Raw genomic sequence first — 13,211 nt, forward strand, 5'->3', positions numbered from 1 at the left:
ACGTGCCGCACGGTCAGGTGTACGTGCCGTTCGCCGAGTGTGCGTGCCGCACGCCGCGCATACGTGCCGGACGGCGCGGCGCCGCGGAGATCCACCAGAAGGGCCCTGGCTAGGACCGGGCGCCGGCGTACAGGGCGGCGAACAGCCCGTGAGCGCGCTCACCGTCCGGCTGCTGCCAAGGGCCGGCGACGTGGCCGATCGCTCCCCCCGGGACGAGGGACGCGGCCTCCGGGGCGGGGCGCAGGACCCGGTGGAGGCGGAGTGTCGCGCCCTTTGGCAGGGACAGCTCGGTGCCCTCTTCATCGTCGTCGACGGCGACGGCGCCCGAAGCGAGAGGGACGTCCCCCGCACAGGAGCGGGTGACGTCGTTGTCCGGGGTGTCGCTGACGCTCTGGGCCTGAGCCTGGGCGCTGCCCTCGATCAGGGCGAGCAACTGGGTCACCAGGACCGGGTCGTGGGAGCCGTCGTAGGCCCAGCGGGTGCCGAGCACCCCGTGCTCCATGGTGCCGACCAGGGCGTGCTCCGCCCCGGCGAGCGGGGCGCCGCGATAGGTGAGCGGCACCAGGTAGGCGGCCGGTAGGTTCCCGGAGGTGTCGGTGGCCACCATGAACTCGATGCCGACCTCGCCCTTCGGGTCGTCCAGCCGGAAGCCACCCGCCTTGGCCAGCACGGGTTCGCCCGGGCCTCCCGCGTACCAGGGACGGGTGGGCAGCCAGGCGGTGAGGAGTTCGAGCTTGGTCGGCTTGACGGTGGTGCGGTGGATGACGGCCATGCGTCCGGTTCTCTTTCCGTGGAGCGGATGCGGGCCTTCACTCTGGGCCACCGCCGGTGCCCGGCTCAAGCGGCTTTACGGTGCGGCGCCTTGAGCGCGGCCGGTTCCTCGTCGTGAGCGGCGGTCGCTTCGTACGGCCCGGTCTCGTCGGCGACGCGGAGAACCGTACGAAGACGGACGGAGAAGGCGGCCGTGTCGATGTGCTGCACACCGAGCCCGGCCGCCCTGCGCCGCGGTGATCGACCGCTCGTGCCGGAGGTCATCGTCAGCGCCCGACAGACCTCCGCCGCACCGGCGTACCCACGTGACGCGCTCCGGCGCATCCCCTCAGCAGTACAGATTCCCGCCCGGTGACACCCCGAGGAGCTGCGCGAACTGCTGGTACTTGGTCACCCGGCTCTGCACCTGTGCCGGGTTCTTGCCGTCGCACTCCAGGGAGCCGTTGATGCTGCGGATGGTCTGGCCGAATCCGGCGCCGTTGACCATGGCGTTGTGCGAGGTCATGGTGCCGGGTCCGGACTGGGTGTTCCAGTACCACAGGCCCGTTTTCCAGGCGACGGCCGCGTCGTTCTGCACCAGCCACGGGTTGTTGAGCAGGTCGATGCCGAGCGCGTCGCCGGCGGCCTTGTAGTTGAAGTTCCAGCTGAGTTGGATCGGGCCGCGCCCGTAGTACGCCGCCTGACCGGCGGGACAGCCGTAGGGCTGGCTCGAGTCGCAGTAGTGCGGATAGTTGGCGGTGTTCTGCTCGACCACGTACACCAACCCGCCGGTCTCGTGGCTGACGTTGGCGAGGAAGGCGGCGGCTTCCTGCTTCTTCACCGTGTCGCTGCCGGTCGTGGCGAAGCCGGGGTAGGCACTGAGGGCGGCGGTGAGGCCGCTGTAGGTGTAGAAGGAACTCCGGCCCGGGAACATCTGGTTGAACTGTGCTTCGCTCACCACGAAGGTACCGACGGGCGTGGAGCCGCCGTCGCAGGCGTAGGGCTCCCAGTACCACGTGCTGATCGTCGGGTCGTAGCCCGGGTTGTCGTGTTCGGCGATGTAGGCCTTGCCGTCGGTGTAGCGCACGATGTCGCCGGTGGCGTACGCCCGTCCCGCCACCCAGCTCGGATAGCTGGAGCACGCGGCGGCGGACGCGGGCGGGGCCGGCAGCAGCACCGGGACGGCAGCGCCGAGGACGAGAGCGGTCACCACGGCGGAGATACGGCGTCTCGACACAGGATCAACTCCTTTGCGGAGCACGGCCGCACCCGGACAAGGGCAGGGCGGAGCCGGGCCTTGTGCGCACGTGCCGGTCGGGCCGGCCACGGCGTGGGCGCGGCCGTGGTGGGGGGTGTGGCAGCACACTCAACCCCTTTGGTCTGTACCAGTCAAGGGTGTAGACCAGTCAACTCGCGCGGGCCGCAGAGAATGGCTCCACCCAGGAACGCACCGCCCACAACCACACGGCCCGAGGCGACAGGCCGGACAAATCAGTCGCACACGGGTAGGTCAGACGCAAACGAATAGGTCGGGCGGACGGGCTGGACCGACTGGACCGGACAGACCGGATGGACCGAACAGACCAGGTGGGCCGGACAGACCGGACGGGCCGGACAAGCCGTCGCTCGAAGAGCGTCTCGCGCAGACGGTGGCACTGCGCCGTACGCCACTCAGAGCTCCCGGCGTCGGCGTTCCAGGTAGGCGCGCTCCCCCGGGTTGCCGGACAGGCGGGCTGCTTCCTCGTACGCCCGCACCGCCTCCGGGTCACGGCCCAAGCGGCGCAGCAGGTCGGCGCGGACGGCGTGGAAAACGTGGTAGCCGTCGAGGTCCAGCGCGTCCACGAGGTCGAGGGCAGGCCCCGGCCCGTCGGTCTCGGCGACGGCGACCGCGCGGTTCAGGGCAACGACCGGGCCGGGGGTGAGGGCGAGAAGCTGGTCGTAGAGCTGAAGGATCTGTTCCCAGTCGGTGGCGTCGGCGCTCGGGGCGTCGGTGTGGACCGCCTGGACGGCCGCCTGGATCTGGTAGGGCCCGGGGTGGTTGCGCCGCAGGCAGCGGCGGACGAGCGCCTGGCCCTCGGCGATCAGCTCGCGGTCCCACCGGCCGCGGTCCTGCTCGGGCAACGGTACGAGCCCGCCGTCGGCGTCCTGCCGCGCGCTCCGCCTCGACTCGACGAGGAGCATCAGCGCGAGAAGCCCGGTGGCCTCGGGCTCGTCCGGCATGAGGTCGGTCAGCAGCCGCCCGAGGCGTACGGCCTCCGCGCACAGTTCGGGCGAGCCGCCGTATCCCTCGTTGAAGATCAGGTAGATCACGGCAAGGACGCCCTTGAGACGGTCCGGGAGGCCGGCGTCGCGGGGCACCCGGTACGGGATCCGGGCGTCGCGGATCTTCGCCTTGGCCCGGACGAGCCTCTGAGCCATCGTCGGCTCGGGCACGAGGAAGGCACGGGCGACCTGTTCCGTGGTGAGCCCACCGAGCAGCCGCAGGGTGAGGGCGACCTGCGCCTGCGGGGCGAGGGCGGGGTGGCAGCAGGTGAAGATCAGACGGAGCCGTTCGTCGCGCACGGGGCCCTCCTCGGGCGGCGCGTCGGGGCTGTGCAGCAGGAGTGCCTCGGCGTGGCGCTCGTCGCGCCCGGCCTCCCGGCGCAGCCGGTCGATGGCGCGGTTGCGGGCGGTGGTGATGATCCACCCGGCCGGGCTCGGGGGCACACCGGTCTCCGGCCAGCGTTGCACGGCCGTGGTGAAGGCGTCCTGGACCGCTTCCTCGGCGAGATCGATGTCGCCGAGGAAGCGGACGAGGACGGAGACCGCGCGGCCGTACTCCGCACGGAACACGGCCTCGACGTCGAGCGGCATCAGGCCTCGCCCATGAAGGGGCGCACCTCGATGGGGAGTGTGGTGGCCCAGGTCGCCCGGCGCCCCCAGTGCAGGGCGGCATCGAGGTCGGGGGCCTTGATGAGGCAGATCCCGCCGAGGTACTCCTTCCCCTCGGCGTACGGCCCGTCGGTGACCAGCACGTCGCCGCCCTGGGGCCTCAGCACGGTGGCTGTCTCCGGGCCGTGCAGCCCGCCGGCGAAGACCCAGGCCCCAGCCTCGCGCAGCTCCTGGTGGAAGGTCTCGAGGTTCCGGTTGATCTCCGCGAGCCCCTCGGCGGAGGGCGGCCGGCCCTCGCTGGGCGTGATCACACTGAGCAGGTAGTACTTCATGACGGCCTCCACGGCGTCGTAGGAGCGTTGTCTCACCTCCTACACGAACGGCCCGCCCCCGGATCGACACCGCGCCCCGCGACACCTGAAGAACCTCCCCCCTGACCGCACCGCACCCCCTCGTCACGCGCGCCCACTGCCGCACGGCCGACCTCCTGGCGCCCCACATCGAACGCGTCGACCAGGTGGGCGTGCCCGAGAGTCACATCGCGGCCAGCAGGAGCGGGCGGCCGAGGGCCGTCGAGAACTGGTCGAGTACCTGGGTGAGGGCCTCGATCGCGGCCGGGGCGACGGTGAGAGTGCCGTCTTCGTGGGCGGTGATGTCCTTGTCGAGGGTGAACCAGCCCTGCACGATGTGGCCCGCGCCCATGGAACTGAGCACCGGACGCAGGGCGTAGTCGATGGCCAGGACGTGGGCGGTGGTACCGCCGGTGGCCAGCGGGAGGACGGTTTTGCCGGCCAGCGCGTACTGCGGGAGCAGGTCGAGGAGCGCCTTGAGGACGCCGGCGTAGGCGGCCTTGTAGACGGGGGTGCCGATGACGATGCCGTCGGCGCGCTCGAAGAGCTCGGTGGCCTCGACGATCGCCGGGTGCCGGAAGTCGGCGCCGAGCAGGGCCTCGGCGGGGATGGTGCGGACGTCCAGCGGAATCACCTCGTGGCCCTGGGCGGCGAGGCGGGCGTCGAGGTGACGCAGGAGCTTGCCCGTGCGGGAGGAGGCGGAGGGACTGCCGGAGACGGACAAAACGGTGGCCATGGGCCCTCTTTCAGGGAGGCCGGGGAGCCCGCGCGTGACGGGTGTCCCTGGGCGGGCGGTCAGGAGTACCAGGTGGGTTCGGGCAGTTCGCCTTCGACGATCCAGCGGCCGACCTCGCGCCGCTGGTAGGCGACCGGGTCGTGGAGGGTGTGCGTGCGGACGTGGTCGGTGCGCTGCTCGATCCTCGCCGTACCGGTGACGAGTCCGCCGCTGACGTTGGGGACCCGATGGGTGAATTTCACGGGCGCTGCGGGCATGCGGAACCCCTGCTGCGGAATGCGCGAGAACTTCGGGAACGCCGAAGCGAACGGGCGGGAAAGGGGGCTGGATTCAAACAGCGGTCGCTGGATCAAGGCGGCGATCGCCGAATTCAAGCGGCGGTCTCCACATTCAGGTGGCGGTCACTGGATTCAAGCGACGGTCGCCGGATTCGGGCCTGGATTCAGGCGGCGAAGGGGAAATCACGGCAGGCTGCTGTCCCGGGTCGGGGCGACAGGGCCGGGCGTGCGAAAGGAACGGCGGATCAGACCGCGAGACAACAGGAGGCGCTGGAGACGCGCGCGAGGTCGACGTGGCGTCGCCGCGTGAGGTCCAGTCGCATAGTCATGACGTCGATGGTGGCAGTCGACGGCGAGGGCCGTCAAGGAAAACCCGACCGGTCTCGTATCCCGGACCATTGCATTTGACGAACGGGTGACAGGGAAACCCTTGAACGGGCCGTGGAATCACCGGCATTCTGCTGCCGCGCGCACCGAACAGCGGGAATACATCGCGGCGGTCACCCGGATCGGCTCGCTGCGCCGGGCCGCGAAGGAACTGCGCCTGTCGCAGCCTCCACCTGGTCAACCACCTGGACGGCGACGACGTGCCCGCGGGCTTCGAGTCGACGCGGTGGCACCTGCACGACGCGTTCGTGCGCCGGGCCCCGGGAACTGGGTGGGACCGCGGCCGACCGTCGAAGCGCGCCGAGCGTCCGCCGGACCCCACGGGTCCGCTGGACCTCGAAGGTCCGCCGGGCCCGTATGTTCGCCGCGCCCCGCCCGTCCGGCAGGGCAAGGACAGGCCCTGGTCCGGTCCCAGTCCGCCGTCAGTCCTCGTTCCGCGTCGGGACCACCACGAGGAACGCGTCCGACTTCAGGTCCATCACGACCGTCGCGGGCTCGCCCTCGGCGCGACGCGCCGCCGCGTACTCCTCCGCCGGCCACGATCCGCGCGGAGCTCCCGCTGGAAACCGCTCCAACACCTTCGCGTCCATAGCGGCCGCCACCTCCAGCTCGATTCCGACTCTCAACAACACCTCTCCTACGATGCGGCTGCCCACGAACGGCCCAGGCATGTGCCGCGTTCCGCAACCCGGACGGAAACACGCGACACCCCCCCCTAAACCTCCACAACCGAACCGGGCCCTTCGACGGAAGGGGCCATGGCGCCGGGCCCTGGCCGGCTCGCCGGGACCCTCACCTGTACCGCCCTGCTCTCCTGCCCCTGACCTCTACACATAAGGGGAAAATAAGCGCAGAATGAACCTAGGCGGCGCTTACCGCACACACCGCACCAGACGCGGTCAGGCCTGCAAGTCAAAGGAGACGAGTCATGGCCAACGTCTCGCACAGCAGGGGTGACATCACCACCCACCCCGACGCTTCGGAAATGCGGGAACGCTACGCCCGCATGCTCGGCGGTCGCGATGTGGCGCTCGTGGACGGACCGGTGTTCCTGCTCGGTCTGTACTGCGCCGTATCGCCCTGGATACTCCACTACACGACGAGCCAGCCCAGCCTCGTGACCCACAACCTGATCGTGGGCATCGCGATCGGCCTGCTGGCCCTCGGATTCACCCAGACCCCGGAACGCATGTACGGCCTGAGCTGGGCCATGTGCGCACTCGGCGTATGGATGATCGTCTCGCCGTGGATCGTCGGCGACAACCCGGACGCCGGGGTCATCTGGAACAACGTCGTCGTCGGCGCTCTCGCGGTGATCCTGGGGCTGATGTGCATCGGTACGGCGGCGAGGAGCGCCCCGAGGCCGTAGGAACCGACGGGAAGGGAACAGACACAGACAATACGGCCGGTCCGCGCCCCGTGGACCGGCCCTTTTGCGTGACCGAAGGACACGGCGAGCGTGCTCGACGGCACGGCCCACGTCTTCCGACGGGCGACGGGCTGTCACGGCTCATCCGGATCGGCCTCGCCGCACCGGGCGTGACCGCGCCCGCCCGGTCGCGGGCACGCCGCTGTCGGCAGGCGACGCGGCCCGCAGTGCGGCAAGGCCCTCCCGGCTCGACGGGTACGTCGCCGTCCAGCCCAGCTCCTGCTCGGCCTTCGCCGTGGAGACCCGCAGAGTCGTCGACATCATGGTGTGCGCGTACGCCATCGGTCTCATCAGCCACAGCGGCACGGTCATCGGCTTCGGCAGTCCGAACTCCTCGGCCACACACAGCACATGGGCCCGGAAGCCGAGCGGGGTACGGTCCGCGATGTTGTACGCCTCTCCGGCGCGGCCGCGTTCCACCGCCGCGACGACCGCGCGTGCCGCGTCGGTGAGTTCCACCCACGGCAGGACCCGGCCCCGGTCCTCGGGGACGGGCAACTGCCGCTTGCGGAGCAGAGGAAGCAGGGCGTCGGTGCCGCCAGGGCCGTAGAACAGGCCGAAGCGGAGTACGACGCCCTCCAAGCCCTTGGTTTCGAAAGTGAGTTGCTCCTTGGTCCGCATGGCGGCGATGTGCCGTTCCAGCTCGGGTGAGCTGCCGGGCGGGCCGAAGGGGTCGTCCTCGGTGACCGGGCGGTCGCCGTGGTCCCCGTAGCCGTATCCGAAGACCATCGACTCGGTGACGAAACGGCGGGCCCCGACGTTCAGAGCGGCCTCGACGAGGTGCGCGGTGCCTTCGGTGCGCAGTGCGTCGGTGGCGCGCATGTCGCGGTGGCGGACGGGTGCCTTGCGCAGGGCGGTCGCGGCGTGGATCACCGTGTCGAAGCGGTGCCCGTCGACGGCGCGCAGCAGGGCGTCGCGGTCCAGGAGGTCGGCCCGGATGCCGCTCCTGGGCCCCCGCCCGAGCCCGGTGACCTGGTGACCGGCCTCGGTGAGGGCGTGTGTGAGGTGGCGGCCCAGGACTCCGCTCGCCCCCGCGAGGAGGACGCTCCGTTTGCTGTGGACACTGTGGTTCGTCGTCATACTCCTACGACGGACCGGACCGGCGCACATGTGACATCCGGGCCGCGGCCGTCTCCTTCGCACGCCCTCGACCGGTGGCGGGGCTATGGCAGGTAGATGTACGGCGTCGTCGTGGTCAGCGGCTGGAAGCCGAGGCGTTCGAGGATGGGGCGGCTCCGGCCGGAGACGTCGACCTGGAGGTAGCGGTAACCCCGGTCGAGGGCGGCGCGGGCCCGCTGGGCGACGAGCGCGCGGTAGATGCCCCGGCCGCGCCAGCCCTCGACGGTGCCGCCGCCCCACAGCCCGGCGAAGCGGGCGCCGGGGACGAGTTCCATACGGGCGGCGCTCACCGGCGTGTCCCCGTCCAGCGCGACAATGGCGACGACGGAGTCCGGATCCTCCGTCAGCCGGGTGAGCAACTGGTGCCGCAGCCGGGAGCTGTCGGTGCCGAAGGCCTTCTTGTGCACGTCCGCGACGAGGTGGACGCCGACCTCGTCGGTGACCGGCAGGAAGCGGATGTCCTCGGGCGGGGCGGCGTCCAGAGGCAGGTCGGCGACCTCGCCGATCATCAGCGTCTCCTCGGACTCGGCCGTGAACCCGGCGGCTCGGAGTCGCTGCCCGAGGTCCACGGGCAGGTCGTGCCCGTAGAGCTTCCACTCGAACGCGCGGCCCGGCACGGAGTAGTGGGCGATCTGCTCGGCGATCGCGGCGTCGGCGGACGCCTCGTCGAGGTCGGACCAGAGGACACCGTTCCAGCCCTGCGCCGAGGAGACCTGGCGGACCACCCGCCCCACCCTCTCGATCCGGGCATCGGGACCGTCCGGCTGCGCTCCCTCGCGCATGTCCCGGTCGTACAGGGCGAGTACCGCGCTGAGATCCATGCGCCCACTCCATCATCCGGAGGCCCGCGCGGGTGCGGTCAGCCCCGTGTCCGTGCACGGCCCTGGCGTTGTTCGGTTGTGTCCGGCTTCGTGGTAGTTGATCAGATGCCGTAGACGGCGAAGGCGTCGTTGTGGTTGAGGAGATCGCGGCGGGCGTGGGCGATGTTGGCTCGTCCGGCCAGGCGGAACGTGCTGATGCCCAGGTTGCGGAAGCCGGCCAGGGTTCGGGGTGCGGTGCCGGTCCTGACCTGGGAGTTGTCCTCGTGGAAGGTGACGTCCCGCACCCAGTGGATCTTGTTTTCGATGGACCGGTGAGCCCTCTCGTAGTGGTTGAGGTGAGCGGGGCCGGCGAGGTGGGCGGGCAGGCTGGTGACGCCGAAGACGATCTCTTTCCCGGTCCAGGTGGCGTCGAGGCCGCACGAGGAGGAGGCGGGATTCTGGTCCTGGGCGACGGTGGAAGTGCTGCGGCACACCGGCATCCGGATCGAGGAGATGCTGGAGCTCACCCACCACAGCTTCATCGCCTACACCCTGCCCACCACCGGCGAGGTGGTGCCGATGCTGCAGGTCGCACCCTCCAAGACCGATGCGGAGCGCCTGCTGCTGGTCGCGCTGTCAAGTAAGCTGCCGGAGCGGCTGGTTGCCCGGACAGCGCCGTCCCGCCCGGCAGGAGGAGCGTCATGCGTGTCAATGGCTCGTCGCCAGCGGCCGACTCCGCTGCGGAGGGCGCTCCGGCACCTCCCTTCGATGCCGAACTGGGCGCCGCGCTGTCGGCCAAGGGACTCGGGGCGGCCTCGGCGAGGGTGCCGTTGACCGCTGACAACCTTGTGGCCAGGCAGGAGCGCGATGCCGCTGCACGGCCGAGGCCGACGCTCTCGGACCTGCGGGCCGAGGGCAGCTTCGAGGTCGAGGAACTCCGTGTGCCGGGCCGGCGTGGCGAGCCGGACGTCATACTGGTGAGCGCCCGGCCGGCCGGGCTCACCGGGCCGCTTCCGCTGCTGTATTACCTGCACGGCGGAGGAATGGTCATGGGGAACGCGTGGTCCGTGCTTCCGCGACTGCTGGGTGACTGGGCTCTCCCGCTGGGGCTGGCCGTCATCTCCGTCGAGTACCGGCTGGCACCGCGGTCGCGGTATCCCGCGCAGCTGGAGGACTGCTACTCCGGACTGGTCTGGGCCGTCGAGAACGCGCATGCCCTGGGCGTCGACGCCCAGCGCGTCATCATCGGGGGCAAGAGCGCCGGCGGCGGGCTCGCCGCGGCGCTCGCTCTGCTGATCCGTGACCGGGGCGGCCCGGAGCCGATCGGGCAACTCCTCCTGTGTCCCATGCTCGACGACCGCGGCACCACCTTCTCCAGCCACCAGCTGAACGGCATCGGCACCGGGGACCGGGTCTCCAGCGCGACCATGTGGCAGGCGCTGCTGGGTGACGCGTACGGCACCGCGGACGTGCCACCCTACGCCGCTCCCGCTCGCGCCACGGACCTGTCCGGCCTTCCCCCCGCTTACCTGGACGTCGGCTCGGCCGAGATGTTCAGGGACGAGGACATCGCCTACGCGAACGCCATCTGGCAATCCGGAGGCCAGGCGGAACTGCACGTCTGGCCCGGCGCCTTCCACGGCTTCGACACCTTCGCACCCCAGGCGACCCTCAGCCTCGACGCACGCGACACCCGCCTCCGCTGGCTCCACCGGGTCCTTGGCCGGAGTGCGACCCACTGACGTTCTCTCGGCGTGGCCGCCGGTGCCCGCCACGTAATACCAGCCGGAAAGCCCGCGATCGCCCTTGCCCCGGCGGAACCGTCGTACCGGCGGTATGTCCTCGAACCGGACACGCCGCCCGGCACCCGGCGCGGCACGCCGGGGCACTTCCGGAGCCGAAGAGGCCCAGCTGAAGGGCGCCGGGCACGGGATCGCCGGACCGTGGACACCTTGACCGGCTGACCGGCCCGCCTCGGCGTGACTCACCGGAGCCGTGATCCCGGGCCCCTCGGGGCTTCAAGATCGTTCCATGGCTCCTACCAGTAACCAGTATCGTGCCCCTCGTACGGCCGTCGCGCTGCCGTACGAGGGCCACCGGGCTCTCTGGGCCGCCCGGTGCCCGTTGCCGGTGCCCCCAGCGCACGGGAGACACCGCTTGCCGCCGTCCGCACCACGGGCACGACGGAGGAGGCCCCCGCCTCGTTGGGCACGATCACCGCCGGCGCAGCCACCACCTCACCGCGCGCGTCACGCACCGCCTCCGCGACCCCCAGGGCGTCCAGGTGCACGTAACCCGGCACGTACGCGTACCCCTGCCGACGGTTCTCTGTCCTCACCTGGCCATCATCGGTTTTCATCCGGTCACGCCAAGCCCCCGGAAGCGCCGGAGGACCAGCGCGCCGGTAACGGCGGGAGGCACAGGGTAGGGCAGGTGTCGCCGTCCCGCTGGTCCGGAGGCGTGCCCCGCGAGGTCCGCTTATCGTGATCGAGGGCGCCGCTTCCCGGTTCGCGACGGGCGCCCCTGGGAGGCATCGATGCTGGCCAAGCTGTCGGCGCGGCCCACGGCCCGGCGCTGCGCGATCACCTCGGCGGCCGGACTGGCCCTGCTCGGCGCGGGGCTCCCGGCAGCCTCGTCGGACGGCTCCGCACCGGATCTGTCGCGGTTCTACCGCCAGAAGGTGACGTGGGTGAAGTGCGAGGGCGCGGAGATGCCCCCGGATCTCCAGTGCGGGAAGGTCGTCGTCCCCCTCGACTACGCGAAACCGCGGGGGCCCGCCCTCGACCTGGCGCTCGCCCGCTACCGGGCCACGGGGAAGTCACGGGGTTCGGTGCTGCTGAACTTCGGCGGGCCCGGCGGTGCGGGAGTCGCCGGACTCGCCGCCGGGGGCAAGGACTTCATGGGATTGGCGAAGGACTACGACGTGGTGTCCTTCGACCCCCGGGGCGTCGGCCGGTCCTCGCCGGTCAGCTGCGGCGACGGAACCGAGCAGGCCGTCCTGGTGACGGACGGGGACAGGGACGTCACCGGCGATCCACGGACGGTGCTCCAGCAGGTGCGCGAGGTGGCCGCCACCTGTGCGAAGCACTCCGGGCCCGTCCTCCCGTACATCGGTACGGTGAACGCCTCCCGCGACCTGGACGTGATGCGTCAGGCCCTCGGCGACAAGAAGCTCAACTACCTCGGCTTCTCCTACGGAACCCGGCTCGGTGCGGTGTACGCGGCCCAGTTCCCCGAGAAGGTCGGCCGACTGGTGCTCGACGGTGTCGACACGCTCACCGAGCCGCTGTCCGACCAGGGCGTGGCGGGCGCCGAGGGTCAGCAGAGGGCGTTGGAGGACTTCGTCGACTGGTGTGTGAAGGACATCGCCTGTCCGTTCGGCACAGACGCCCGTTCGGCACGCGAGGAGGTCGTACGGTCGGTCGCGTCGCTGGACGAGAACCCGGTGCCGACGGACTTCGGCAGGGACTTCACCGGCCAGGACCTCGTCGGCGCGATCGGACAGGCTCTCTACAGCGAGGAGTTGTGGCCCTCGCTGGAACGGGCGCTCGCCTCGCTGGTCGAGGACGGGGACACCCGGGCGCTCCTCGCTCTCTCCGGCGGCGGCTCCGGTTCCCGGGCGTCCGACTCGTGGGCGTCCGGCTCCCGGGCGTCCGGCTCCCGGCCCGGCGGCAGGGCGGACGGCGGTCTGGTGGACCAGGAGGACGTGCCGCTCGACAACCTTCCGGCGGCGCTGATGGCGATCAACTGCGCGGACGATCCCGACCGCCCCGGTGCCGAACGGATCACCCGTGACCTCGGCCGGCTGCGCACCGCGTACGAGGAGGCATCCCCCGTCTTCGGCCGCTACCGGCTCACCGAGTACCTGATGTGCTTCGGCCGTCCGAAGGGCACCGACTTCATCCGCGAGGAGGTGCGGGACGTAGCCACGCCCAAGATGCTCCTCGTGGGCACGCGCGGCGATCCTGCGACGCCGTACCGCTGGACCGTGGAGACGGCCGAACGGCTGGGCGACTCGGCCGTGGTACTCGACAACAAGGGCGAGGGACACACGGGTTACGCCTCCTCCACGTGCGTGCACCGGACCGTCGACGCGTTCCTGCTGTACGGCTCGCTCCCGCCCGACGGCAGCTCCTGCGGGCCCGAGGGCGACCGCGACTGACGTACCCCGGCCATGGGCGGGACGTCCGGAGCCTTTGCGGTCGGCCAGGGCCCACAGCCCGCCGCGGGCGAAGCGGCCGTGCCGGACGCGGACCGTGTCCGAGTGCAGGCCCATCTCATGGGCGCTGCGCGCGTTGGAGCGTCCCTGTGCCGCATCCAGGACGACCTGCGCGCGTATCCGCAGCCGGTGCTCAATCTTGCGGCCGAGCCATCCTCTTCGACCGCTCACGTTCGGTGGCGGTCGGGACCATCGGGCAGGCCGGGGCAACGGGCACGGCAGACGGGCCGATCGGGAGAAGCGGATCACGACGGGCCGCAGCCCGCCGAAAC

At 71.1% G+C, this 13,211-nt stretch carries 15 protein-coding genes and 1 pseudogene; 3 read left to right on the top strand and 13 right to left on the bottom strand.

Annotation, left to right across the window (positions count from 1 at the left end):
- Window positions 1-109: 109 nt before the first annotated feature.
- From M2271_RS31590 to M2271_RS31630, 8 genes are all read right to left on the bottom strand, one after another.
- The gene (locus tag M2271_RS31590) at window positions 110-772 is read right to left on the bottom strand and encodes a 1,4-alpha-glucan branching protein (RefSeq protein WP_280890818.1); all 663 of its coding nucleotides are present in this window, start codon (window positions 770-772) and stop codon (window positions 110-112) included.
- A 65-nt stretch (window positions 773-837) separates the two neighbouring features.
- Entirely contained in the window at window positions 838-1,035 is a 198-nt protein-coding gene (locus M2271_RS31595; RefSeq protein WP_280890821.1) for a hypothetical protein, read from the bottom strand.
- 64 nt (window positions 1,036-1,099) lie between these two features.
- Complete coding sequence (locus tag M2271_RS31600) at window positions 1,100-1,987, bottom strand: glycoside hydrolase family 19 protein (RefSeq protein ID WP_280890822.1); 888 nt, start codon at window positions 1,985-1,987, stop codon at window positions 1,100-1,102.
- Between the two features lie 434 nt (window positions 1,988-2,421).
- Window positions 2,422-3,603 carry an RNA polymerase sigma factor gene (locus tag M2271_RS31605; RefSeq protein ID WP_280890823.1) on the bottom strand — a complete coding sequence of 394 codons (1,182 nt, stop codon included), beginning with the start codon at window positions 3,601-3,603 and terminating at the stop codon, window positions 2,422-2,424.
- Window positions 3,603-3,953, bottom strand: coding sequence for a YciI family protein (locus M2271_RS31610; protein WP_280890903.1), 351 nt, complete (start codon window positions 3,951-3,953; stop codon window positions 3,603-3,605). The genes M2271_RS31605 and M2271_RS31610 overlap by 1 nt, the downstream gene beginning before the upstream one ends.
- Before the next feature lie 202 nt (window positions 3,954-4,155).
- Window positions 4,156-4,707 carry an NADPH-dependent FMN reductase gene (ssuE, locus tag M2271_RS31615; RefSeq protein WP_280890824.1) on the bottom strand — a complete coding sequence of 184 codons (552 nt, stop codon included), beginning with the start codon at window positions 4,705-4,707 and terminating at the stop codon, window positions 4,156-4,158.
- Between the two features lie 59 nt (window positions 4,708-4,766).
- Complete coding sequence (locus M2271_RS31620; protein ID WP_280890825.1) at window positions 4,767-4,964, bottom strand: hypothetical protein; 198 nt, start codon at window positions 4,962-4,964, stop codon at window positions 4,767-4,769.
- Between the two features lie 830 nt (window positions 4,965-5,794).
- Window positions 5,795-5,998 carry a hypothetical protein gene (locus tag M2271_RS31630; RefSeq protein ID WP_280890914.1) on the bottom strand — a complete coding sequence of 68 codons (204 nt, stop codon included), beginning with the start codon at window positions 5,996-5,998 and terminating at the stop codon, window positions 5,795-5,797.
- A gap of 302 nt (window positions 5,999-6,300) precedes the next feature.
- Here M2271_RS31630 and M2271_RS31635 point away from each other — a divergent pair, with 302 nt between their 5' ends.
- The gene (locus tag M2271_RS31635; RefSeq protein ID WP_280890827.1) at window positions 6,301-6,741 is read left to right on the top strand and encodes an SPW repeat protein; all 441 of its coding nucleotides are present in this window, start codon (window positions 6,301-6,303) and stop codon (window positions 6,739-6,741) included.
- A gap of 141 nt (window positions 6,742-6,882) precedes the next feature.
- Here the strand turns inward: M2271_RS31635 and M2271_RS31640 are convergent, their stop codons facing one another.
- From M2271_RS31640 to M2271_RS31650, 3 genes are all read right to left on the bottom strand, one after another.
- Window positions 6,883-7,881: an NAD(P)-dependent oxidoreductase gene (locus M2271_RS31640; RefSeq protein WP_280890828.1), complete on the bottom strand. Its 999-nt coding sequence runs from the start codon at window positions 7,879-7,881 to the stop codon at window positions 6,883-6,885.
- Between the two features lie 83 nt (window positions 7,882-7,964).
- Window positions 7,965-8,741: a GNAT family N-acetyltransferase gene (locus tag M2271_RS31645; protein ID WP_280890829.1), complete on the bottom strand. Its 777-nt coding sequence runs from the start codon at window positions 8,739-8,741 to the stop codon at window positions 7,965-7,967.
- A 101-nt stretch (window positions 8,742-8,842) separates the two neighbouring features.
- The gene (locus M2271_RS31650) at window positions 8,843-9,247 is read right to left on the bottom strand and encodes a hypothetical protein (protein WP_280890830.1); all 405 of its coding nucleotides are present in this window, start codon (window positions 9,245-9,247) and stop codon (window positions 8,843-8,845) included.
- A gap of 174 nt (window positions 9,248-9,421) precedes the next feature.
- Between M2271_RS31650 and M2271_RS31655 the strand changes: the two genes are divergently transcribed.
- Entirely contained in the window at window positions 9,422-10,462 is a 1,041-nt protein-coding gene (locus M2271_RS31655) for an alpha/beta hydrolase fold domain-containing protein (protein ID WP_280890831.1), read from the top strand.
- A gap of 296 nt (window positions 10,463-10,758) precedes the next feature.
- Here M2271_RS31655 and M2271_RS31660 read toward each other — a convergent pair whose 3' ends face one another.
- Entirely contained in the window at window positions 10,759-11,058 is a 300-nt protein-coding gene (locus M2271_RS31660; RefSeq protein ID WP_280890832.1) for a hypothetical protein, read from the bottom strand.
- Between the two features lie 198 nt (window positions 11,059-11,256).
- Between M2271_RS31660 and M2271_RS31665 the strand changes: the two genes are divergently transcribed.
- The gene (locus M2271_RS31665) at window positions 11,257-12,882 is read left to right on the top strand and encodes an alpha/beta hydrolase (RefSeq protein ID WP_280890833.1); all 1,626 of its coding nucleotides are present in this window, start codon (window positions 11,257-11,259) and stop codon (window positions 12,880-12,882) included.
- Between the two features lie 24 nt (window positions 12,883-12,906).
- On the opposite strand, the pseudogene M2271_RS31670 reads toward M2271_RS31665, so the two are convergent.
- Window positions 12,907-13,188: pseudogene (locus tag M2271_RS31670) on the bottom strand (helix-turn-helix domain-containing protein); the annotation flags it as partial.
- Window positions 13,189-13,211 lie beyond the last annotated feature (23 nt).

The sequence above is a fragment of the Streptomyces sp. LBL genome, assembly GCF_029893585.1.
GTDB lineage: Bacteria > Actinomycetota > Actinomycetes > Streptomycetales > Streptomycetaceae > Streptomyces.